26 protein-coding genes, 2 tRNA genes and 1 pseudogene are annotated in these 21,633 nt (G+C 65.8%); 13 read left to right on the forward strand and 16 right to left on the reverse strand.

All coding sequences use genetic code 11. The features are described from left to right. Positions 1-6: 6 nt before the first annotated feature. The 7 genes and pseudogenes from DFK10_RS02585 to purC form a co-directional block, all read right to left on the reverse strand. The gene (locus DFK10_RS02585) at positions 7-1,755 is read right to left on the reverse strand and encodes a sensor histidine kinase (RefSeq protein WP_109386276.1); all 1,749 of its coding nucleotides are present in this window, start codon (positions 1,753-1,755) and stop codon (positions 7-9) included. A gap of 35 nt (positions 1,756-1,790) precedes the next feature. Further along, positions 1,791-2,459: a phosphoribosylformylglycinamidine synthase subunit PurQ gene (gene purQ, locus DFK10_RS02590; protein WP_109386278.1), complete on the reverse strand. Its 669-nt coding sequence runs from the start codon at positions 2,457-2,459 to the stop codon at positions 1,791-1,793. After that, on the reverse strand, positions 2,456-2,926 hold the full coding sequence (locus DFK10_RS02595; protein ID WP_109386280.1) for a hypothetical protein: 471 nt from the start codon (positions 2,924-2,926) through the stop codon (positions 2,456-2,458). The genes purQ and DFK10_RS02595 overlap by 4 nt, the downstream gene beginning before the upstream one ends. Then, entirely contained in the window at positions 2,923-3,645 is a 723-nt protein-coding gene (locus DFK10_RS02600; RefSeq protein WP_408005562.1) for a zinc-binding dehydrogenase, read from the reverse strand. Before DFK10_RS02600 ends, DFK10_RS02595 begins: the two co-directional genes overlap by 4 nt. Further along, positions 3,643-3,962 (reverse strand): annotated as a pseudogene (locus tag DFK10_RS16720) (alcohol dehydrogenase catalytic domain-containing protein); the annotation flags it as partial. The pseudogene DFK10_RS16720 and the gene DFK10_RS02600, both read right to left, overlap by 3 nt. Then, positions 3,962-4,192, reverse strand: a complete 231-nt coding sequence (gene purS, locus DFK10_RS02605) for a phosphoribosylformylglycinamidine synthase subunit PurS (RefSeq protein ID WP_109386282.1) — start codon at positions 4,190-4,192, stop codon at positions 3,962-3,964. The gene purS and the pseudogene DFK10_RS16720, both read right to left, overlap by 1 nt. A 14-nt stretch (positions 4,193-4,206) precedes the next feature. Next, entirely contained in the window at positions 4,207-4,965 is a 759-nt protein-coding gene (purC, locus tag DFK10_RS02610) for a phosphoribosylaminoimidazolesuccinocarboxamide synthase (protein ID WP_109386284.1), read from the reverse strand. A gap of 132 nt (positions 4,966-5,097) precedes the next feature. Here purC and DFK10_RS02615 point away from each other — a divergent pair, with 132 nt between their 5' ends. Together DFK10_RS02615 and bmt are read left to right on the forward strand one after the other, a co-directional pair. Beyond that, positions 5,098-5,412 (forward strand): DUF1476 domain-containing protein, encoded by a 315-nt coding sequence (locus DFK10_RS02615; RefSeq protein ID WP_109386286.1) that lies wholly within the window; start codon positions 5,098-5,100, stop codon positions 5,410-5,412. Positions 5,413-5,575: 163 nt separating this feature from the next. After that, entirely contained in the window at positions 5,576-6,601 is a 1,026-nt protein-coding gene (bmt, locus tag DFK10_RS02620; protein WP_109386288.1) for a betaine--homocysteine S-methyltransferase, read from the forward strand. A gap of 4 nt (positions 6,602-6,605) precedes the next feature. On the opposite strand, the gene DFK10_RS02625 is transcribed toward bmt, so the two are convergent. Beyond that, positions 6,606-7,688, reverse strand: a complete 1,083-nt coding sequence (locus DFK10_RS02625; RefSeq protein WP_109386290.1) for a PA0069 family radical SAM protein — start codon at positions 7,686-7,688, stop codon at positions 6,606-6,608. Between the two features lie 171 nt (positions 7,689-7,859). On the opposite strand from DFK10_RS02625, the gene DFK10_RS02630 reads away from it, so the two are divergent. From DFK10_RS02630 to DFK10_RS02640, 3 genes are all read left to right on the forward strand, one after another. Beyond that, on the forward strand, positions 7,860-8,561 hold the full coding sequence (locus tag DFK10_RS02630; protein ID WP_109386292.1) for a corrinoid protein: 702 nt from the start codon (positions 7,860-7,862) through the stop codon (positions 8,559-8,561). 68 nt (positions 8,562-8,629) lie between these two features. Next, positions 8,630-9,259, forward strand: coding sequence for a DUF1638 domain-containing protein (locus tag DFK10_RS02635; RefSeq protein ID WP_109386294.1), 630 nt, complete (start codon positions 8,630-8,632; stop codon positions 9,257-9,259). A gap of 129 nt (positions 9,260-9,388) precedes the next feature. Beyond that, positions 9,389-10,003 (forward strand): MliC family protein, encoded by a 615-nt coding sequence (locus tag DFK10_RS02640; protein ID WP_109386296.1) that lies wholly within the window; start codon positions 9,389-9,391, stop codon positions 10,001-10,003. Here the strand turns inward: DFK10_RS02640 and DFK10_RS02645 are convergent. Further along, positions 10,000-10,401 carry a SufE family protein gene (locus tag DFK10_RS02645; RefSeq protein ID WP_109386298.1) on the reverse strand — a complete coding sequence of 134 codons (402 nt, stop codon included), beginning with the start codon at positions 10,399-10,401 and terminating at the stop codon, positions 10,000-10,002. The genes DFK10_RS02640 and DFK10_RS02645 overlap by 4 nt on opposite strands. 103 nt (positions 10,402-10,504) lie before the next feature. On the opposite strand from DFK10_RS02645, the gene DFK10_RS02650 reads away from it, so the two are divergent. After that, a complete protein-coding gene (locus DFK10_RS02650) occupies positions 10,505-11,017 on the forward strand; it encodes a hypothetical protein (RefSeq protein ID WP_235866747.1) in 513 nt (170 codons plus the stop codon). Between the two features lie 5 nt (positions 11,018-11,022). Here DFK10_RS02650 and rnd read toward each other — a convergent pair whose 3' ends face one another. From rnd to purM, 3 genes are read right to left on the reverse strand one after another with little or no spacing between them, the layout of a single operon-like run. After that, positions 11,023-12,180: a ribonuclease D gene (gene rnd / locus DFK10_RS02655; RefSeq protein ID WP_109386302.1), complete on the reverse strand. Its 1,158-nt coding sequence runs from the start codon at positions 12,178-12,180 to the stop codon at positions 11,023-11,025. Between the two features lie 36 nt (positions 12,181-12,216). After that, positions 12,217-12,810 carry a phosphoribosylglycinamide formyltransferase gene (purN, locus tag DFK10_RS02660; RefSeq protein WP_109386304.1) on the reverse strand — a complete coding sequence of 198 codons (594 nt, stop codon included), beginning with the start codon at positions 12,808-12,810 and terminating at the stop codon, positions 12,217-12,219. Then, positions 12,807-13,853 carry a phosphoribosylformylglycinamidine cyclo-ligase gene (gene purM, locus DFK10_RS02665; protein WP_217810041.1) on the reverse strand — a complete coding sequence of 349 codons (1,047 nt, stop codon included), beginning with the start codon at positions 13,851-13,853 and terminating at the stop codon, positions 12,807-12,809. Before purM ends, purN begins: the two co-directional genes overlap by 4 nt. Before the next feature lie 119 nt (positions 13,854-13,972). Between purM and DFK10_RS02670 the strand changes: the two genes are divergently transcribed. Further along, entirely contained in the window at positions 13,973-14,881 is a 909-nt protein-coding gene (locus DFK10_RS02670; RefSeq protein ID WP_109386308.1) for a sterol desaturase family protein, read from the forward strand. Positions 14,882-14,897: 16 nt separating this feature from the next. Here DFK10_RS02670 and DFK10_RS02675 read toward each other — a convergent pair whose 3' ends face one another. Next, on the reverse strand, positions 14,898-15,149 hold the full coding sequence (locus DFK10_RS02675; RefSeq protein ID WP_109386310.1) for a hypothetical protein: 252 nt from the start codon (positions 15,147-15,149) through the stop codon (positions 14,898-14,900). Between the two features lie 259 nt (positions 15,150-15,408). Here DFK10_RS02675 and DFK10_RS02680 point away from each other — a divergent pair, with 259 nt between their 5' ends. Together DFK10_RS02680 and DFK10_RS02685 are read left to right on the forward strand one after the other, a co-directional pair. Beyond that, positions 15,409-16,290: an MBL fold metallo-hydrolase gene (locus DFK10_RS02680; protein WP_109386312.1), complete on the forward strand. Its 882-nt coding sequence runs from the start codon at positions 15,409-15,411 to the stop codon at positions 16,288-16,290. Between the two features lie 50 nt (positions 16,291-16,340). Next, positions 16,341-16,417 (forward strand) — tRNA-Ile (locus DFK10_RS02685). Between the two features lie 80 nt (positions 16,418-16,497). Here DFK10_RS02685 and DFK10_RS02690 read toward each other — a convergent pair. Continuing rightward, positions 16,498-17,817 (reverse strand): ATP-binding protein, encoded by a 1,320-nt coding sequence (locus tag DFK10_RS02690; RefSeq protein WP_109386314.1) that lies wholly within the window; start codon positions 17,815-17,817, stop codon positions 16,498-16,500. A 41-nt stretch (positions 17,818-17,858) separates the two neighbouring features. Between DFK10_RS02690 and DFK10_RS02695 the strand changes: the two genes are divergently transcribed. Together DFK10_RS02695 and DFK10_RS02700 are read left to right on the forward strand one after the other, a co-directional pair. Continuing rightward, a complete protein-coding gene (locus DFK10_RS02695) occupies positions 17,859-18,767 on the forward strand; it encodes an MBL fold metallo-hydrolase (protein WP_109386316.1) in 909 nt (302 codons plus the stop codon). Between the two features lie 74 nt (positions 18,768-18,841). Next, a tRNA-Asn gene (locus DFK10_RS02700) sits at positions 18,842-18,916 on the forward strand. Positions 18,917-19,071: 155 nt separating this feature from the next. Here DFK10_RS02700 and DFK10_RS02705 read toward each other — a convergent pair. Then, positions 19,072-19,263, reverse strand: a complete 192-nt coding sequence (locus DFK10_RS02705; protein WP_109386318.1) for a hypothetical protein — start codon at positions 19,261-19,263, stop codon at positions 19,072-19,074. 195 nt (positions 19,264-19,458) lie between these two features. On the opposite strand from DFK10_RS02705, the gene DFK10_RS02710 reads away from it, so the two are divergent. Together DFK10_RS02710 and DFK10_RS02715 are read left to right on the forward strand one after the other, a co-directional pair. Then, a complete protein-coding gene (locus tag DFK10_RS02710; RefSeq protein ID WP_109386320.1) occupies positions 19,459-19,950 on the forward strand; it encodes a transglycosylase SLT domain-containing protein in 492 nt (163 codons plus the stop codon). 31 nt (positions 19,951-19,981) lie between these two features. Continuing rightward, positions 19,982-21,151, forward strand: a complete 1,170-nt coding sequence (locus DFK10_RS02715) for a cation:proton antiporter (RefSeq protein WP_109386322.1) — start codon at positions 19,982-19,984, stop codon at positions 21,149-21,151. A 38-nt stretch (positions 21,152-21,189) separates the two neighbouring features. Here DFK10_RS02715 and ndk read toward each other — a convergent pair whose 3' ends face one another. Then, positions 21,190-21,612 carry a nucleoside-diphosphate kinase gene (ndk, locus tag DFK10_RS02720; RefSeq protein ID WP_109386324.1) on the reverse strand — a complete coding sequence of 141 codons (423 nt, stop codon included), beginning with the start codon at positions 21,610-21,612 and terminating at the stop codon, positions 21,190-21,192. Between the last annotated feature and the right edge of the window lie 21 nt (positions 21,613-21,633).

Raw genomic sequence — 21,633 nt, forward strand, 5'->3', positions numbered from 1 at the left:
CTCACCTCACTCCGCTGCTTCCATTTCGGCCGTCCAGACGGGCAATTGCACTTCGAACACGGCGCCCCCGTCCACCGCATTGCGCGCGGTCAGCCGGCCACCAAAGTCGTTCACGATGCCCGAGGAAATGGCAAGGCCCAGTCCGACCCCGTCTCCGGGCTGCTTGGTGGTGTAGAAGGGCTCGAACAGGCTATCCAGATCCTCGATGCCGGGGCCGTTGTCGCGCAGGCTGAGCCGCACGGTCTCGCCCTGGGCCAGCAGGATATCCACCGCCGGGTCCTCGACCAGCTTGGTGGCGTCCAGCGCATTGCGCAGCAGGTTGATGATGACCTGTTCCAGCCGCAGCCGGTCGGCCAGAACCCGGACCGGCCCATCCGGCAGGGTCTGGGTGATCGCGACATGGCGCTGGCGCAGTTGCGGCTCCATCATGGACAGCGCCGAAAGCACTGCATCCTTGACGTCCACGGGCTCCAGCGCATCGCTGCCCTTGCGCGCATAGGACTTCAATTGCTTGGTGATCTGGCCCATCCGTTCGATCAGACCGTCGATGCGCTGGAAGCTGGCCAGCGCCTCTTCGGGGCGGTGGCGCGACAGCAGAAGCCGGGCGCCTGCAAGGTAGGTTTTCATCGCCGCGAGCGGCTGGTTCAACTCGTGGCTGACCGCCGCAGACATCTCGCCCAGGGCCGCCAGTTTCGAGGTCTGCGCGACGGTCTGTTCGGCCACCTGCAGGTCCTTTTCGACCTTCTCGCGCTCGGCGATTTCCCGCTGCAGGCGGATGTTCAACTGGCGAAGCTCCGCCGATTCCCGTTGGAAGACGCGCATCCGCAGGGCCGATTTCCGGCTGAACGCCCAGAAGACCAGCGACAGCAGAATCGCGAACCCCATGATTTCGAGCGCCAGGATCGAGTTCACCCGCTCGCGCACCGAGGTATAGGTCGTGAAACTGACGAGCCGCCATCCCTGGAACGGCACCCGCACCTCCTGGCGCATCACGCCGTCGCCGCGCAGATAGGCGTCGATGGGCAGCGCCGACCAGACCGGGGCACTGCGCAGACCGCGCTCGATCGCGGTTTGCGGCGCAACCAGCGCCAGCGCCTCGTCCACAATCCGGCCCCGCCAGCGCGGCTCGGTCGCCAGGATCACCCGCCCCTCGCTGTCGGTGACCATCACCGCATCGGATATGCCCGCCCAGCCGCGTTCCAACTTGGCCAGGTCGACCTCGACGGCGACGACGCCAAGCGTCCGCTGGTTGGCCTCGATCCGGCGCGCATAGGTGAAGGCAAACCCACCTTCCGCGCGTTCCTCGACGGTAAAGACCGTTTCGTTGGACCGCAGCGCGTTGACGAAATGCGGTGTCGCACGCTGGTTCTCGCCCAGCCGCTCCCGCTCGGTCGCGGCGACGATGCGCCCGTCACGGTCCAGAAGCAACAACGATGCCGCACCGATCTCATCGACAAATCCCAGAAGCCGCGCTGTCGATTGTGAATAATCCCCGGAATTGAGCGCCCCGATCAGGGCCGGGTCGCGCGCCAGAAGCTGCGGAACGATGGAATTGCGCTGCAACTCGCTCAGCAGGCTGGCCGAATAAAGAGCCATACGGACTTCCGCGCTGCTGCGCGTGCGTTCGGTGAACCGCTCGGTCAGCAGGCGGTTGGACCAGAAGACCACGATCGCGGCCACGATCAACAGGCCGACTACCGTCAGCCGCAAGGTCCATGCGCCGCTGGTGCGGCGGCTTTTGTCATCCCCGCTCATGCCGCGAATCTATCCCGGCCCCGCGGCCGCGTCCATCAGGCGTTGGCCAACTGGCCGACCAATGTGCGGAACAGCGCCGCCCCGTCCGTGCCGCCCTGCGCCGGATCGGCGGCGCGTTCGGGATGCGGCATCATCCCCAGAACCCTGCGGTTTTCCGACAGGATCCCGGCGATATCGGCGACCGATCCGTTCGGATTGTCGAGATAGGTAAAGGCGATCCCGTCCGCGTCGCGCAGACTGGCAAGGGTCGCCTCGTCGGCAAAGTAGTTGCCGTCGTGATGGGCGATCGGCACGGTGATCACATCCCCGGCCCCATAGCCTTCGGTGAAGGCGCTTTCAGCGGTTTCCACTTTCAGTTCAACGGATTTGCAGATGTACTTGAGGTTCATGTTGCGCATCAGGGCGCCCGGCAGCAGCCCGGTTTCGGTCAGAACCTGGAACCCGTTGCACACGCCCAGAACGTAGCCGCCGCGCTCTGCATGAGCGACCAGCGCCTTGCAGATCGGCGAATTGGCGGCGATGGCGCCGCAGCGGAGGTAATCCCCGAAGGAGAACCCACCGGGCACTGCGACAAGGTCAACGCCGTCGGGCAAACCATTGTCCTTGTGCCAAACCACGGTGACATCCGCACCCGCCTGGCGCAGGGCCACGGCCATGTCACGGTCGCAGTTGGACCCCGGAAATTGCAGAACGGCGGCTTTCATGTCTTTTCCCTCTCGCGAAAGAACGGTTTCATCAGCAACCAGAGCAGGCTCGCCAGCACCAGCGATCCGGCCCCGATCATCCCCAGCATGGCGGGCACAAACCACAAGCCTTGCCATGTGTCCATGCGCACATTGCCCCGGCTGCCCGGGATGATCCGTATGGCGGCGGTCTCGCCGACCTCCAGATCAAAGGACGCGTGGCCGCTGCCGACACTGGCCCGGCGCGTCTCGCCGCCATCATCGTAAGTGAAAATCGGCTCGTAATTCATTGTTCCCCGGTCGAAAATCGTTTCACCGGGCCAGTCGTAGCGCTGCACCACCGTGCCCGGCACGCGCTCGGAGCGCAGAACGTAGACCCCGGCCTCGGCGGCGAATAGCCCGGCGGCCAGCAGCATCAGAACCGGAAAGGCGAACAGGATGATCCGCACCCGCATGGCCCAGGACATGGTCAACAGCCAGCGGATCATGCCCCGAACTCCGTGATAACGGCGATTCCGGGCGGAGTCGGCCCGTCGAAGGCCGCGAGCTCGGCGCTGGCCTGGGACAGTGCCACCCGGCAGGTGACAAGCGGCGACAGGTCCAGCCCCGCACCCTCGATGAATTGCAGAAGCGAAGGATAGCGCCATGCCGGCATGCCCCGTGTCCCGAACAGCGCCAGTTGCCCCGAATAGACCGCATCCATCGGGATCGGCATGGTCAGGTGGGCCCCGGCCGGCATACCGACCTGCACCATGCGCCCAAGCTTGCGCAGGGATTTCAGGGCGTTGGCGGTTGTTTCGGGATGCCCCAGCGCCTCGACAGCCACGTCCGCGCCGCCTTGCGTGGCCGCGCGCACGGCCGCTGCCGGGTCCGCCTCTCGGGCATTGAGGGTCACATCCGCGCCCAGCCGGGCGGCTTCCGCCAGTTTCTCCGGAACGACATCGACCACGACGATCTTGGCGCCCAGCCCCTTGGCCAGAAGAAGGGCGGACATGCCGATGCCGCCGCCCCCGTAGATCACCAGCCATTCGCCGGGCCGCAGGGCCGCGCGCCCCGTCAGCGCATGCCAGGCGGTGGTGACGCGACAGCCCAGCGCCGCGGCCAGGGCCGGGTCCAGCCCCTCGGGCAGCGCGGTCAGGTTGTGGTCGGCATGAGGGACGGCGATGAATTCGGCGAAGGACCCCGCACAGGTGAACCCCGGCACCACCTGCCCGGCACAGATCGTCTGGTTGCCCGCCGCGCAATCGGGGCAGGCCCCGCAAGCCAGGATGAAGGGCGCGATCACCCTGTCGCCCACGGCCCAGCGCGTGACGTCGCGCCCCACGGCCACGACTCGCCGCAATATTCATGACCGGGGATATGGGGCATCGGCACCGGATCGCCGCCCTCCCAGGCATGCCAGTCGCTGCGGCAGATGCCGGAGGCCAGTACCCGGCAGACCACCCCGTCCGTGGGGCAATCCGGGTCGGGCCATTCCTCAAGGCTCAGCGGCTGGCGAATCTCGCGCAGAACCGCCGCGCGCATCAGTCGATCTCGATCCGGTAGCTTTCGATGACCGTGTTCGCCAGCAGCTTCTCGCACATCTCGGTGACGGTGGCCTCGCTGGTGCCATCAGCCAGGTCCAGCTCGATCACCTTGCCCTGGCGCACGCCCTCGACCCCGTCGAAGCCCAGCGCACCGAGCGCGTGGCGCACGGCCTCGCCCTGGGGGTCCAGAACGCCCTGTTTCAGCATGACGGTGACTTTGGCTTTCATCGGCGTCGGTCCTTCTAGTTGATCAGCGTCGGCTTGGGATGGGCGGAATTGGCGGGCAGCACGCCGAGGCGGCGGGCCACCTCGGTATAGGCGTCGGTCAGGTTGCCAAGGTCGCGGCGGAACACGTCCTTGTCCAGCTTCTTGCCGGTTTCGACGTCCCACAGGCGGCAACTGTCGGGACTGATCTCGTCGGCCACCACAAGGCGCATGAAATCATTGTCCCAGATGCGGCCGATCTCGATCTTGAAATCCACCAGCTTGATGCCGACCCCGTGCATCACGCCGGACATGAAATCGTTGACCCGCAGCGCCAGGGCCACGATGTCGTCCAGGTCCTGCTGCGAGGCCCAGCCGAAAGCGATGATGTATTCCTCGGGCACCAGCGGATCGCCAAGGGCGTCGTCCTTGTAGGAGTATTCCACGATCGGGCGCGGCAGCGGCGTGCCCTCTTCGAGGCCCAGCCGCTTGGAAATCGACCCGGCGGCGAAATTGCGCACGATGACTTCCAGCGGAATGATTTCCACCTGCCGGACCAGCTGTTCGCGCATGTTCAGGCGCTTGATGAAATGGGTCGGCACGCCGATATTCATCAGCCCGGTCATGAAGAACTCGCTGAGGCGGTTGTTGAGCACGCCCTTGCCGTCGATCACGTCCTTCTTCTCGGCGTTGAAGGCGGTGGCGTCATCCTTGAAATACTGGACGAGCGTTCCCGGTTCGGGGCCTTCGTACAGAACCTTCGCCTTGCCTTCGTAGATCTTCTTGCGACGTGCCATGCTGTCTCCGTGTCTGCCGCCCTGCCCGGCATGGGCTGCGGCATGTGCGCCTCTTACGGCAAGCCCCACTTGCGGGCAAGCCTTCCAGCGGGCATATCAGAGTCAAACACCTGCAACGACGAGGTTCGCCCCATGTCCACCTTCGATGATCGCGAGAACGCGTTCGAGAACAAGTTCGCCCATGACGCCGAGATGCAATTCAAGGCCGATGCCCGCCGCAACAAACTGGTCGGTCTCTGGGCCGCCGAGCTGCTGGGCAAATCCGGTGACGACGCCGAGGCCTATGCCCGCGAAGTCGTGAAGGCCGATTTCGAAGAAGCCGGTCACGAGGATGTCTACCGCAAGCTGGCCGGCGATCTCGGCGACAAGGCTGACGAGGCGACGATCCGCAGCAAGATGGACGAATGCCTCAAGGAGGCCAAGGCGCAGATCATGTCCGAGACCTGATCGGTCCGGACTGCACGCGTGCGACGGGGCCGGATTTCCGGCCCCGTTCTCGTTCAGGCTTGTTCGGAGCCGCCCTCAAGACCATCTTGCAGGGAATTCAATTGATCCCCGCGCGCGCCCGTGCCATCCGCGGGCATCCTGATCCTTCCAGCCGGAGCATCCCATGCCCACCAATGCCCTGTCCCGCCTTCTGGAAACCCGCGACTGGCTGCTGGCCGACGGGGCGACCGGCACCAACCTGTTCAACATGGGGCTGCAATCGGGCGATGCGCCGGAATTCTGGAATGTCGACCACCCCGACCGCATCCGCAAACTCTATTCCGACGCGGTCGAAGCCGGGTCAGACCTGTTCCTCACCAACAGCTTCGGCGGCAATGCCTCGCGGCTGGCGCTGCATGACGGGCAGTCCCGCGTGGGCGAGCTGAACCGCGCCGCCGCCGAACTCGGCCGCGAGGTCGCCGATGCCGCCGGGCGCGACGTCGTCGTCGCCGGCTCGGTCGGCCCCACGGGCGAGATCATGGCCCCGATGGGCAGCCTGACCCACGAGATCGCCGTCGAGATGTTCCACGAACAGGCCGAGGCCCTGAAAGAGGGCGGCGTCGATGTGCTCTGGGTCGAGACGATCAGCGCGCCCGAGGAATTCAAGGCCGCCGCCGAGGCCTTCGCCAAGGCCGACATGCCGTGGTGCGGCACCATGAGCTTCGATACCGCCGGCCGCACCATGATGGGCCTGACCAGCGCCGACATGGTCAAGATGGTCGGCAAGCTGCCCAACCCGCCCTTGGCCTTCGGCGCCAATTGCGGCGTGGGGGCCTCGGACCTTCTGCGCACCGTTCTTGGCTTTGCCGCCGCCGGGCCCGAGGTGCCGATGATCGCAAAGGGCAATGCCGGCATCCCGAAATATGTCGATGGTCATATCCACTACGACGGCACACCCGAACTGATGGGGGACTATGCCGTTCTGGCGCGCGATTGCGGCGCCACCATCATCGGCGGCTGCTGTGGCACCACCCCGGAACACCTGCGGTCCATGCGCAAGGCGCTGGAAACCCGCCCCCGTGGCGAGCGCCCCACGCTGGACCAGATCGCCGCCGCGCTGGGGGGCTTTTCCTCGACCGTGGATGGCACAGAAGAAGGCGGGGCCGACACCCCCAGCCCGCGCCGCGGCGGGCGCCGTCGCCGGGGCTGACCGATCAGAACAGGCTGGGCTGCTCGGGCGTGTCCAGCGGCACCTCGAACAGGTCCCTGCGCAGCGCCGGCATCTCGCGCGCCAGCCCCAGCCGGTTGCAGGCGGCCTCGAACCGTGACCGGTAGAGCGCGGCCCACGTCCCCTGCCCGGTCATCCTGCGGCCGAATTCCGCATCATACTCCTGCCCGCCATGCAGGTCCTGCACCCGGCGCATGATCTTGCCCGCGCGGTCGGGAAAAGCCGCCTCGACCCAATCCCGGAACAGCCCCGCAACCTCGCGCGGCAGGCGCAGCGGGATCATCGAGGCGGCAACCGCGCCCGCCCCGGCCCCCGCTTCGAGGATCGCTTCCAGTTCGTGATCGGTCAGCCCCGGCACCAGCGGCGAGGCACAGATGCGCACCGGCACTCCCGCCGCCGCCAGCCGCTCGATCACCTGCAAGCGCCGCGCGGGCGTCGGCACGCGGGGCTCCATGGCACGGGACACGTCCCGGTCCAGCGTCGTCACCGACACCCCAACGGCACAAAGGCCCTGCGCGGCCATATCCGACAACAGGTCGATGTCGCGTTCGATCAGACAGCCCTTGGTCACGATCCCGACAGGGTGGCGGAACCGGCGCAAGACCTCCAGCACCTCGCGCATCAAGCGGTGGCTCGCTTCGATGGGCTGGTAGGGGTCGGTGTAGGTGCCGATCGCGATGGTCGCTGGCCGATAGGTGCGGCGCCGCAATTCCTTTTCCAGGACCGCCGCGATGCCCGTTCGGGCCACCAGCCGGGTTTCGAAATCCAACCCCGGCGAGAGGCCCAGCCAGGCGTGACCCGGGCGTGCGAAACAGTAGATGCAGCCATGTTCACAGCCCCGGTAAACATTCACCGAGCGGTCGAAGGACAGGTCGGGCGAGGCATTCCGTGTGATCGCCGAGCGCGGCCGTTCCCGCGCCACCTCGGTGCGCAGAACCGACGCCTCCTCCGGCGTCCAGCCGTCGTCGATACGCTGCCGCGCATAGGGTTCGAATCGCCCGACCGCGTTGCTTCGGGCGCCGCGCCCGCGCGCCTGGCCTGCCTGCATGGGATCATCGGAAATCTGCATGGCTCAACCATGAACAAAACACGAACAAATGAAAAGCCCTCACATTAACCGCGCGCCGATTTCATTTGCGCTTGAGTCGTTTGACGGGCACTCCATGTCGCAATCGGCTCAGACCGGTTGCGTCAATTCGGCGCAAATCCCGGGCAAGTTACGATCAATGAGGGATCCCCCATGTCGGAAGAAGAAGACATCATCCTGGCCGACCTCGACGACGAGGAACTTGTCGAACAGATGTTCGATGACCTCTATGACGGTCTCAAGGAAGAGATCGAAGAAGGCGTCAACATCCTGCTGGAACGCGGATGGGAACCCTACCGCATCCTGACCGAGGCGCTGGTCGGCGGTATGACCATCGTCGGCAAGGACTTCCGCGACGGTATCCTCTTCGTGCCCGAGGTGCTGCTGGCCGCGAACGCGATGAAGGGCGGCATGGCCATCCTCAAGCCGCTTCTGGCGGAAACCGGTGCCCCGCGCATGGGGTCGATGGTGATCGGCACGGTCAAGGGCGACATCCACGACATCGGCAAGAACCTGGTGTCGATGATGATGGAAGGCGCCGGCTTCGAAGTGGTCGATATCGGCATCAACAACCCGGTCGAAAACTACCTCGAAGCGATCGAAGAGCATAAACCCGACATCCTCGGCATGTCGGCCCTGCTGACCACCACGATGCCCTACATGAAGGTCGTGATCGACACGATGGTCGAACAGGGTATCCGCGATGATTACATCGTTCTTGTGGGCGGCGCGCCCCTGAACGAGGAATTCGGCAAGGCCATCGGCGCTGACGCCTATTGCCGCGATGCCGCCGTTGCGGTGGAAACGGCCAAGGATTACGTGGCGCGCAAGCACAACCAGATGGCCGCCGGCTGAGGCCGCGACCCGTTGCATTTTCGCGGCCTCGCCCCAAGGGCGGGGCCGTCTTCGTTTCAGGGATAGACATGGACGACAGGCAACTGACTGAAGCAGGATTGGCCGCCACAGGAGAGGGGCGCGTCCTGTTGCTGGCCTGCGGGGCGCTGGCGCATGAGATTCTGGCGCTGAAACGCGCCAATGGCTGGTCCCACATGGACCTGCACTGCCTGCCCGCCATCCTGCACAACACGCCCGAAAAGATCACCCCGGCCGTGATCGCCGCCGCGGAAAAGCACCGCGCCGCCTACGACCGCGTCTTCGTGGTCTATGCCGATTGCGGCACCGGCGGGGCGTTGCAACACGCCTGCGCAGAGCTGGGGGTCGAGATGGTCCCCGGACCGCATTGCTATTCCTTCTTCGAAGGCAATGACGTTTTCACGACCCATGAAGACAGCAATGTCACCGCGTTTTTCCTCACGGATTTCCTGACCCGGCAGTTCGAGGCTTTCGTCATCAAACCCCTTGGCCTCGACCGCCACCCCGAGCTGCGCGACATGTATTTCGGGAATTACGAAACGCTGGTCTACCTTGCCCAGACCGACGACCCCGGCCTGACCGACAAGGCCCGCGCGGCAGCCGACCGGCTGGGCCTTGCCTTCGAGCGGCGCTTCACCGGATACGGCGATCTTGCATCGGAACTGGCGAAACGCGCCTGATACGGGACGGCGGGCGGGGCGATGATGGCGCCCCTTGGGGCGGCAGCGAGCGGCGTCCCGCCGTCCCCCTTGCCAGCTGCGCGTCGCTTTGCCAGCATCGCTGCCGACCCACCCCCGAAAGGATCCGCCATGCTCCGCCGCCTTGCCCTTGCGCTCACTCTGCTACCGGTCGCCGCCCTCGCCCAGGACGGCCCGTCTTTCGACTGCGCCCGCGCCGAAAGCACCGTCGAAACCCTGCTCTGCGAGGATGCCGATCTCGCCCGTCTGGACCGTCGCCTGGCCGACCGCTTCGCCGCGGCGCTCGACACGGTCCGATCAATGGCCGGCGGCGCGGAAGAGGCGGAGGCCGACCTGCGCGCCTATCAGCGCGGCTGGATCGGCGGGCGCGACGAGTGCTGGAAGGCCGAGGATCTGCGCAGCTGCGTCGAGGCCGCCTATCTGCGCCGCGAGGGCGAGCTTGTCGCCCGTTACCAGCTGGAGGAGCCGACGAATATCGTATTCTGGGCCTGCGACGGCAATCCGGCGAACGAGGTCGTCACCTTTTTCTTCGACACCGAACTGCCCAGCCTGCGCTTTGAGCGCGGTGACAGCATCGACACCGGAGCGCTGGTGCCCACGGCCTCCGGCGCGCGCTACACGGGCAGCTTTGGACGCGAAATCTGGATCAAGGGCGACGAGGCGACCTATCGCGACCCCGACCCGGATGGCAGCGCATTCTCCTGCGTGGTCAGCAGCGAAGGCTAGGCCGCGGAGTGGCGAATCCGCTCGATCATGGCGCGCAGCCCGTTCGAGCGTTGCGCCGAAAGGTTCTCCTCCAGCCCCAACCGGGCGAATTCCGCCCTGGCGTCGATCTTCGGCACCTCGGCCACGGGCACGCCATTATAGAGCGCGCCGAGGATCGCGATCAGACCGCGCACGATCATCGCGTCGCTGTCACCGCGAAAAGAGAATTCTCCCGACTCGACATGCGGCACCAACCAGACCTGGCTGGCGCAGCCCTCAACCTTGGTCGCGGGCACTTTCAACGCCTCGTCAAGCGGCTCCATCGCCTTTCCCATGTCGATCACATGGGCATAGCGATCTTCCCAGTCATCCAGGAACTCGAAGGTTTCGACGATGTCTTCAAAGGCGTCCGTGGCCATCCCGCGCTCCTTCTTCGGTCGTCCGTGATGTAAGCTGCCTGCCCCGGCACGTCCAGTGGGCGCTTTTCACGCGGGCAAAGCTGCGGTAAGCCTTTGACAGGGAATGAATTGGGGACATGACATGCGGCGCGGTTTTCTTCTGACAGCACTGATCTTGACGACCACGACGGGCTGCGCCCGGCTGGCGGACAGCCCGGTGAATCCGCTCAACTGGTTCGGCGGCGGTGGGGGCACCCAGGAGGCCGCGGCGCCCGGCGAGGCCGAGATCCGCCCCCTCGTGCCCGCAAATCCCCGCGAAATCGTCGTGGATCAGCGTGGACCGGTGGAGACCATCACCGCGCTGTCGGTCGACCGCACGCCCTATGGCGCGCTCGTCACGGCAACCGGCCAGACCGATATCCAGGGCTATTTCAACGCCGAGCTTGTGCCGGTCTCGATCGAGGACGGAACTTTGACGCTGGAATTTCGCGCAGAGGCCCCTCCGGCCTTCACCGGCCTGGGATCACCCCGCAGCCGGCTGATCACCGTGGCCTACCGTCTGGACGCCGCCGAGCTGGCCACGATCCGCACTGTCCGGGTCACAAGCGCCCGGAACAGCCGCAGCGCGCGGCCCTGACAGGTCTACAAAGCCCGCGTCACCACCTTCTGACCTTGCACGACGAGGCCGATTTCCCCGTCGCAGAGCCGTAGCGCGTCGGCACCGAAGACCTCCTTGCGCCAACCCTTGAGCGCGGGCACATCCCGTTCCCCGGCAGCCAGCGCATCGAGATCGGCGGAACTGGCGATCAGTTTCTGCGCCACCCCCTCGCCATCGGCCTTGGCTTTCAGCAGCACGCGCAGCATGTCGGCCAGGGCCGGGTTCACCTGCAGTTTCTCGCGGCTGCGGTCGGGTTTGGGCATGTCCTCCGGATCGGTTTCCAGGCCAGCCTTGACCGCGTGCAGGATACCCTCGGCGATCTCGCCCCGCCGGGCCTCGCGCAGCAGAAGCCGCGAGCGGGACAGGTCCTTGTCCGATTGCGGTTTGGTCGAGGCCAGCTCGACCAGCGCATCATCCTTGAACACCCGGTTACGGGGCACGTTGCGCGCCTGGGCATAACCTTCGCGGAACCGCGCCAATTCCCGCACCACGGCCAGGAACTTGCCCGAACTGGTGCGTGTCTTGATGCGTTTCCACGCCTCGGCGGGATCGACCCGGTAGGTGGCGGGGTCCTGAAGCACGGCCATTTCCTCGGCCACCCATTTCTTGCGCCCTGACTGCGCGATCTGGCGGTCCAGCTCTTCGTAGATCACACGCAGATGGGTCACGTCAGCCAGCGCGTATTTCTTCTGCGCCTCGGTCAACGGGCGGCGCGACCAATCGGTGAAGCGGCTGGATTTGTCCAGCGAGGCCTTGGCGATCTTGCGCACAAGGGTTTCATAGCCCACCTGCTCGCCAAAACCGCAGACCATTGCGGCCACCTGCGTGTCGAACAATGGCTCGGGAATCAGCCCGGCATCCACGTGGAAGATTTCCAGATCCTGGCGTGCGGCATGGAACACCTTGACGACGCCATGATCCCGGAAGAGCTCGTAAAGAGGATCCAGCGACAGGCCTTCGGCCAGCGGATCGACCAGCACGGCGTTTGCATCGCCCTCGCCCGGATAGGCCAGCTGCACGAGACACAGCTTGGAATAATAGGTCCGTTCGCGCAGGAATTCGGTATCGACGGTGACGTAGGGGTGCTGGGCGGCCTCGGCGCAGAAGGCCGCGAGGTCCTCGGTCTTGGTAATGGTTTTCATGGCATTGCCTTAGCCTGTTTTTGCGAGGACCGAAAGTCAGGACAGGTGGACCGGCGTCCGGTCCCCCGCCGCGAAGCGCCGCAGCACCGCCGGGTAGAGCCGGTGTTCCTGTTCCAGCACCCGTGCGGCCAGCCGGTCGGGCGTGTCGCCGGGGCGGATCGGCACCCTTGCCTGCCCAAGGATCGGGCCGCCGTCGAGTTCCGCCGTTACCTCGTGCACGCTGCACCCGGCCTCCGTATCGCCGGCCTCCAGCGCGCGGGCATGGGTGTTCAGCCCCTTGTATTTGGGCAGAAGCGAGGGGTGGATATTCAGCATCTTCCCGACGTAGTGGGTAATGAAAAGCGGCGTCAGGATACGCATGAATCCGGCCAGGCACAGGATGTCAGGCACATGAGGGTCGATTGCTGAAACAAGCGCCTTTTCAAAACCTTCTCGATCACCTTTGAAGCCCCGATGGTCCACGACCGCCGTGGGAATCCCCCTTGCCTCGGCCTTGGCCAGCCCGCCCGCGCCCGGCACGTTCGAGAGCACCAGACAGGGCCGCGCGGGATGGTCGCCCACCATGCTGTCGGCCAGGGTCACCATGTTGGACCCGCCGCCCGAAATCAGGATCGCGACCCGCTTGGTCAAAGAAGCGTGCCCAGGTAGCGGACGCCCTCGCCTTGCGTGACCCGGCCCAGCTCGACCACGGTTTCACCCTCGCCTGCCAATACTGCGGCGATGCGCTGTGCCTGCTCCTCGGCCACGACGACGACCATGCCGATGCCGCTGTTGAAGGTCTTGAGCATCTCGGCCGCGTCCATCCCGCCCTGCTCGGCCAGCCACCTGAAGACCGGTGGCAGGTCCCAGGCATCGAGGTTGACCTCGGCGCCCAACCCCTCGGGCAGAACCCGTGGCAGGTTCTCGGTCAGTCCGCCGCCGGTGATATGGGCGAGGCCATGTACGCCGCCGGCACGGATCGCCGCCAGCACTTGCGTCACATAAAGCCGCGTGGGCGCCAGAAGCGCCGCACCCAGTGTCCCCTCGTCCCAGGGGCAGGCATCGTCCCAGCCCAGGCCCGAGCGTTCAACGACGCGGCGCACCAGCGAATAGCCGTTGGAGTGCACCCCGTTGGAGGCGAGCCCCAGCAGTACGTCGCCCTCGGCCACGTCGGCGGGCAGCGCCGCCCCCCGTTCCATCGCGCCCACGGCAAAGCCCGCAAGGTCGAAATCCCCGGCGGGATACATGCCCGGCATTTCCGCCGTCTCGCCGCCGATCAGGGCGCAGCCGCTATCCTCGCAACCCTTGGCGATGCCCTCGATCACGCGGGCGGCGGCGTCCAGCTCCAGCTTGCCGGTTGCGAAGTAATCCAGAAAGAACAGCGGCTCGGCGCCCTGGCAAACAAGGTCGTTCACGCACATGGCAACAAGGTCGATGCCGACGCCGTCCACCTCGCCGGTGTCGATGGCGATGCGCAGCTTGGTGCCCACGCCATCGGTCGCGGCCACCAGCACCGGGTCGTCATAGCCCGCCGCCTTGAGATCGAAGAGACCGCCAAAGCCCCCCAGTCCGGCCATCACACCTGGCCGGTTGGTACGTTTTGCGGCGGGCTTGATCCGGTCGATCAGGGCGTTACCCGCATCGATATCCACCCCGGCATCCGCATAGGTCAGGCCGTTCTTCGTCATGTCCACGATCCCCCGATTGGCGTTCTGCGCTGCCGATACAGGGTTTGCCCCATGCGGGCAACTGCCGCGGCCAAGCACCTCGCAGTAATCTTGACGCAGTTCGCGCCCGCGGTAATGGTGGCGGCATGCAGGGGATCTGGGACTTTCTGGTAGAGCATCTGGGGCCGACAGAAGTTCTGTCGCCCATCTACCTCGCCTGCTTCTGCCTGATCGCCTTCTGGCTCTATCTGGTGCGCAAGGAAGAAGGCAGCTTTCTCGCTTATCTCCTGCCGCGAGACATCTGGCGTCACAAGTCGATCCGGATCGACTTCGCCATGCTGATCATCAACCGGCTCATCGCCGCAGTCGGCATCACCGCGCGCCTCGCCGCGGCCCCGGCCGTGGCGGCCTGGGTCGCCCAACAGATGCCCCGCCCTTTGCTGGCCGAAGACCAGCTGACACCCCTCATGCTGGCGCTTATCGTCTTTCTGATCGGGGATTTCTTCCTCTACTGGGTGCATCGTTCCTATCACCGGATCCCGACGATCTGGCCGCTGCACGCGGTGCATCACAGCGCCTCGGTGCTGACACCGGTGACCACCTATCGCCAGCACCCGGTCGGCTCGCTCATCACGACCGCACTGAACACCGTGGTTTTCGGGGTGCTGTTCGGGGTGATTGCGGGCGCCTATGGCCCGCATCTGACCTTCGCCGAGATTGCCGGGGCCAATGCCTTCGTCTTCCTGGCCAATGCCACGATGACGAATTTCCAGCACTCGCATATCTGGATCAGCTTCGGCCCGGTGCTGGAACGCATCTTCATCTCGCCTGCGCAACACCAGGTTCACCACTCGATCGAGCGGCGCCATTACAATCGCAATTTCGGACAGACCCTGGCCATATGGGACTGGATGTTCGGAACGCTCTACCTGATCCGGGAAAAGGAAGAGATCCGATTTGGCCTTACGGATGATGCCGATGCGCCACTGATGACGCATCGGCTTGACCACATGCTGATCGATCCCGTGCGGCGGATGTTGAGGCCGTCGCGTTAGGGACCGACCCCGGTCCTCAGAACTTCATCAGGATGTCGTCGTCGTCCTGGCTTTCCTGCGCATCGCTCGCGTTCTTGCTGCGCGATGAGGTCAGGCTGCCGGCGCCGTTCAACAGCATGACCGCCCCAACGACAAGAAGCACCAGCAAGGCGCCGGACGGATCGCTGTCCGCGCCCAATGCAGGCGGCTCGGGCGAATAGGACCACGAGCCCGCATGGGCGGCTGTGGCCATGACAGAGGCGACGGCCCCCAGGAATAATCTCTTCATTGGTTTCTCCTTCCCCAAGGCTTCCTAATGATACCGAGATTATCAGCTTATCCCGAATGAGAAACGTTTTTCTGCAATAGCGCTCTGTTTGCATGGCCCGGTTGACGCGCGCAGCCGACGCGGTGCCTTCGTCCATAGCCGCATCCTCTTCAGTCCCGGGCAACGCCCGGCTTTGCAACCCGTGGCATCACGGGGGTTGACCCGCGTTTCTTCGCCCCCACATCACATTAAAGTTTTCTAATGTTTGAAAGGAACGATCATGACCTCACAATCGCCTTCTCCCGTCGTCCGCGCGTTTTTCGATCGACCGACCGGTAGCCTGCAATATGTCTTCCACGACCCCAAGACGCGGCGCGCGGCCATCGTGGACCCGGTCTGGAACTATTTCCCCGAGGCCGGCGCCGTCAGCACGCAAAGCGCCGACGAGATCCTTGCCTATGTTCAGGCCGAGGGGCTGACCGTCGACTGGATCCTCGACACGCACCCCCATGCCGACCATTTCAGCGCTGGCCCCTACCTGAAGGAAAAGCTGGGCGCGCCCCACGGGATCGGGGAAAAGGTCACCGGTGTGCAGAAGCTGTGGCAGGAACTCTACAACCTGCCCGACCTGGCCACCGATGGCAGCCAGTGGGACCGGCTCTTTGCCGAAGGCGAGGAATTCATGGTCGGCGAGATCCCCGTGAAAGTGATGTTCTCGCCCGGGCACACGCTGGCCTCGATCACTTATGTGGCCGGGGACGCGGCCTTTGTGCATGACACCCTGATGATGCCCGCCTCCGGCACCAGCCGCGCGGATTTCCCCGGCGGCAGCACCGAGGATCTGTGGAATTCCATCCGCGCGATCCTGGACCTGCCCGGGCAGACACGGCTCTACATCGGGCATGACTACCCCGCCCCCGGCGTGGCGCCGCAATACATGGCCACGGTGGCCGAGCACCGGCTGAGCAACCGCCATGTCAAGGACGGCATCGGGAAGGCCGAATTCACCGCCACGCGTGACGCCCGCGACCAGACGCTGAAACTGCCCGCGCGGATGCTGGAAGCGCTTCAGGTCAACATCCGGGGTGGCCGTCTGCCCGAGCCCGAGGCGGATGGGCACAGCTACCTCAAGAAGCCCATCGGCCGGTTCGACCCGCGGTGATGGTCCGGTATTGACGCGCCAGCCCTTTTCGGCGTAGCGGGAGGGCTGGCGGGCCTGTAGCTCAATTGGTTAGAGCAGAGCGCTCATAACGCTTTGGTTGCGGGTTCGAGTCCTGCCGGGCCTACCACCGCCGACATTGCAAAGACGATGTTCGGCGGCCTGCGCAAGGCACGTTTGCCACCGGCAAATGCGCCGCAGCACCTCCACCTACCGCGGCAGAACGATATCAACGCGCAAGCCGCCGAGTGCTTCGCTGTCATCGAGTCGCAGGGTGCCGCCGTGACTCCGGGCAATATCGGCCACGATGGCCAACCCCAGCCCGACACCCGGACCCTGATCCTGGTTGCGGGCCGGGTCCAGCCGGGTAAAGGGCCGCACCGCGTCCTCGCGCGCCCGGGGCGGAATGCCCGGCCCGTTATCCTCGACCGAGAAGCGCACCGCGCGCGGACTGACCTGCACGCTCAGTCGGGCCTTGTCGCCGTAGCGCAAAGCGTTGCCAATCAGGTTTTCCAGCGCACGCCGGATGGCCATGGGGCGCAATTGCACCTCGGCACCGTCCCCGGTCATCTCGCCTGCGTCCACGGCCTGGTCCATACGCGCGGCATCGTCCAGCACCTGCTTGGCAAGGGCCACCGGGTCTACGGGGCTGCGTTCGTCCTCGGCCGCGCCGCGCGCATAGTCGAGGAAAGCGTCCAGCAGGCGCTCCATGTCGGCCACGTCGCGGGTCAGCGGCGCCACCTCGTCGTCATCCAGCAACCCCAATCCCAGCTTGAGCCGGGTCAGCGGTGTGCGCAGATCATGCGAAATCCCCGACAGCATCAGCGTGCGCGCCTGGGTCTGGCGCTCCAGTCGGGCCCGCATATCGAGGAAGGCGTGACCTGCCGCGCGCACCTCGTTGGCCCCGGCCGGTGAATAGGGAATCACCCGCCCGCGCCCGTATTCGGCCGAGGCGTTGGCGAGCCGCTTGATCGGACGCAGCTGGTTGCGCAGGTAGATGTAGGCGATCACCGTCATCAGCACGCCGAGAAACACCATCAAAACCAGCAATTGGTGCGGATTCGACGCCGAGACGCGCTGACGCTGGAACCCCACCGACATCTGGCCATGCTCGGTCTCGATCCACAACATGACCCGCCGATCATCAGGCAGGAGGATCGGCCCCAGGCCCGGCAGCCCCTCGCGCAGCACCCGGCGCAGGACCAGCCCGGAAAAGTCGTACCAGCGCCGCTGATCGGCCGCCGGCAGGTCGGGGTCCGGCAGGCGCACATCCAGCGCCAGGGCCGGGGCGATTCCGTCAATGGCCGCCTGTGCCCCTGCCCGGTCCGGCGCCGCGTTCACCGTGTCCGTCAGGTAGGTCAGGTCATACAGCACCGAGCGGGTCATCTGTTCGGTCACGTCCTCGAAATGGCGCTGGATGAAGGCCACCGAGATCGTCAGCTGCAAGGTGATCACCGGCAGGATCAGGATCAGGGCGGCCCGGCCATAGAGGCTGCGGGGCATGTATCGTTTGAGCCACTGGAACATCATGGGCTAAGGCTATCCCCGGCGCGCGGCGAAGGAAACGCAAGATGCAGGACGACATGGAAAAACCGCAACCGGGCAGCCCGGTGACCCTGGCCGATGAGCTGACCATGGTGCTGGCGCCGAACCCCTCGCCCATGACCCATTGGGGCACCAATACCTACCTGCTGGGCGACAGCCGCCTTGCGGTGATCGACCCCGGCCCCGACGATGCACGCCACCTGGCCGCGCTGCGGGCCGCGATCCGCGGGCGCCCGGTGAGCCATATCCTCGTCACCCATGCCCATCTGGACCACGCGCCCCTTGCCCGCGCTTTGTCGCGCGAAACCGGCGCGCCGGTGCTGGCCTTTGGCGATGCAAGCGCCGGGCGCAGCGCGGTGATGCAGGACCTCGCAAAGTCCGGTCTTGTTGGCGGCGGCGAAGGGGTCGATACGGGGTTCTGCCCGGATGAGACGCTGGCCGACGGGGACCGGATTGCGGGCGACGGCTGGACGCTCGAGGCGCTGCACACGCCCGGCCACATGGGCAATCACCTGTGCTTTCTGTGGGAGGACAGCGCGTTCAGCGGTGATCACGTGATGGGCTGGGCCAGCTCGCTGGTCTCGCCGCCCGATGGCGACCTGACGGATTTCATGGCTGCCTGCCATCGGCTGGCAGCCACCGGGGTGACACGCCTCTGGCCCGGCCATGGCGGCCCGGTAACCAGCGCACAGGACCGTATCGCCGAGCTGATCGCCCATCGCAGGGCGAGAGAGACACAAATCCGCGCGGCCCTTGTCGACGCGCCCGGCACTGCCGCTGAAATCGCCGCACGGGTCTATACCGATATCCCCCCGCCCCTTCTGCCCGCCGCCGAACGCAATGTGCTGGCCCACCTGATCGACCTGAGGGAACGCGATCTGGCGCACACCGAAACACCCCTGACGACCGCCGCGCGTTTCACCGCCACAGGATAATCCGGGCCCTTTCAAAAAACTGAAAAGAACCCTCTGGACGCGCCAGAATCCTGTTGCTATATGCGCCCTCGTGTTCCGGCGTAGCTCAGCGGTAGAGCAGTTGACTGTTAATCAATTGGTCGTAGGTTCGATCCCTACCGCCGGAGCCAAAATTCACTGACAAAACCAAGGTCGTTCCGCATCTGGCGGAGGATATGCCATGAAATGGCCATATTTCCGCCCCGTTTTTGCCGCGCAGGCCTGCTGGGCTTGATCCACGGCCCATCAAGAGGCCGCCAGGCAGAGACCCAGAGGCAGAGCAGGTTCACGTTATGGCAAAAGACAGCACCACACGGCCAACACCGCCGTCGTCCCGCACCCCCAGCAACACCGGCACGCGGCGCAGGCCGGGGCCTCCGAAACCCGTGGTTTTCCGGGACTTCGCCAGCATCTGAGTCTCCGCCAGCACATGTCGCGGCGTTCCCTGCGCCATGATGCTGACGCGCGGATCGGCCATCCGGTTGCGCGGCTTTCTCCCTCCGCGCCGCGCCGGAGCCGATCCGTTTTTCTTGCCACCTATTGCCGGAATTGCCCGGTGGGCAGGCCCGTTCGGCAGTCCTTCGCTGCGGGGCCGGGTCTGTCAGATCGGCTGACCCTTGCCGAGCGCGATCGCCAGGCTTTGCGGAACACCCGGCAGAGGCTATCACAAGACATGCGCCTCTTGTCCGCCTTCCTCGGTCTCGTCCTTCTGGCTGCCTGTGGTAGCGGACCCCCGGATGCCGAGACCCGCAAACTCGCGCCGGTCGCGCTCTATCCCGGTGAAACCCCGCAAATGCGGGCCTTGGTCGAGGAATACGCCGCGGTGCATGACATCCCCGAGGCGCTGCTGCACCGTGTCATCCAGCGCGAGAGCGATTATCGCCCCGGCGCCCGTAACGGCCCCTATTGGGGGCTGATGCAGATCCTGCCCGAGACCGCCGCGCAGATGGGCCATTCCGGGCCGCCGGAAACCCTTCTGGATGCGGAAACCAACCTGAAATACGCGGGCCGCTACCTGAAAGGGGCGTGGCTGGTGGCCGATGGCGATATCGACGCGGCGGTGATGTGGTATGCCCGAGGCTATTACTACGAGGCCCGTGACCGCTGTTTGCTGGTGGAAACCGGGCTGCGCGACCGCGAAATCGCCCGCCACTGCCGCGCTTGAGGCCCCGGCCCGCGCGGCCTAACGTGGGGTCATGACGCCCGAGATCGTGATCCTTGCCCTTGGCATCCTGTTCCTGGCCGGTCTCGCGCTGGATGCAGTGGGGCACGCGGTGCATGTGCCGCGCGTGACCCTGCTGATCCTGCTGGGAGTGCTCGTCGGCCCGCCGGGGCTGGACTGGCTCCCGATCGACATCCATTCCGCACACGAGGTCCTGGCGCCCACGGCCCTGACCATGGTCGCCTTCCTGATGGGCGGCAGCCTCGACCGCGGCACCTTGGCCGCCCAGGGCCGGTCGATCCTGGTGCTGTCGGTCGCGCTGGTGGTGGTCACGGCGACGGTCGTCGGGCTGGGGCTTTGGGCCGTGGGCCTGCCGCTGACCGCCGCGCTGCTGCTTGCGGGTATCTCGACGGCGACCGCCCCGGCGGCGACGCTCGACGTCATCCGCCAGGCCGGTGCCCAAAACACGGCTTTCGGCAAGCTGCTGACCGGGATCGTCGCCATCGACGACGCCTGGGGGCTACTGGCCTTCTCACTGTTGCTGACCCTCGCGGCCACGGCCGGCGGCAATGGCGACGCGCAGGTGCTGGCCCACGCGGGCTACGAGATCGGGGGCGCGGTGCTGCTGGGCCTCGCCATCGGGCTGCCGGGCGCGGTGCTGAGCGGTCGGGTGAAACCGGGTGAGCCGACCCTGATCGAGGCGCTGGGGCTGGTCTTCCTGCTGGCCGGGCTGGCAATGTTGCTGGAGGTTTCCTTCCTGATCGCGGGTATGACCGCGGGGGCGCTGATCGCCAATATCGCGCGCCACCATGACCGCCCTTTTCACGAAATCGAGCGGATCGAATGGCCCTTCCTGCTGCTGTTCTTCGTCATGGCGGGCGCGTCACTGGACATCTCGGCGCTGCTGGCCGCCGGCTGGGCGGGGCTGGCCTATATGGTCTTGCGCGTGACCGGCCGTTTGCTGGGCGGGGGCCTTGCCGGCCCGGCGGCGGGGCTGAACGTGACCCGCGGCACCCGCACCGCCGCCGCCCTTCTGCCACAGGCCGGGGTGGCAGTGGGCATGGCCCTTGTCGCCGCCGAGCGATTTCCGCAGATGGGTGAGATCGTGCTGGCGGTCACCATCGCCTCGACCGTGGTCTTCGAAGTGGCTGGTCCGCCCCTGACCCAATGGGCATTGGCAAAGGAAAACCGCCCGGACGGTTAGGTCCGGGCGGCTCCAGATTTTCGATATCCTGTTCGCGCTCAGCCGACCAGTTCGAGACCGGAGAAGAAGAAGGCGATCTCTTCGGCGGCGGTGTCCGGCGCGTCGGAACCGTGGACCGAGTTTTCACCGACCGACTCGGCGAACTCGGCACGGATCGTGCCCGGCGCGGCATCGGCGGGGTTGGTCGCGCCCATGACTTCGCGGTTCTTGGCAATGGCGCCTTCGCCTTCCAGCACCTGCACGACGACAGGGGCCGAGGCCATGAAATCGGTCAGTTCGTCAAAGAAGGGGCGTTCGGCGTGGACGGCGTAGAACTGGCCGGCCTGGGCCTTGGTCAGCTGGATCCGCTTCTGGGCGACGATGCGCAGACCGGCCTCTTCGAACTTGGCATTGATCTTGCCGGTCAGGTTACGGTTGGTGGCGTCGGGCTTGATGATCGACAGGGTGCGTTCGGTGGCCATGGGTCTTTCCTCGATGGTCAG

The organism is Salibaculum griseiflavum (genome assembly GCF_003129565.1).
GTDB lineage: Bacteria > Pseudomonadota > Alphaproteobacteria > Rhodobacterales > Rhodobacteraceae > Salibaculum > Salibaculum griseiflavum.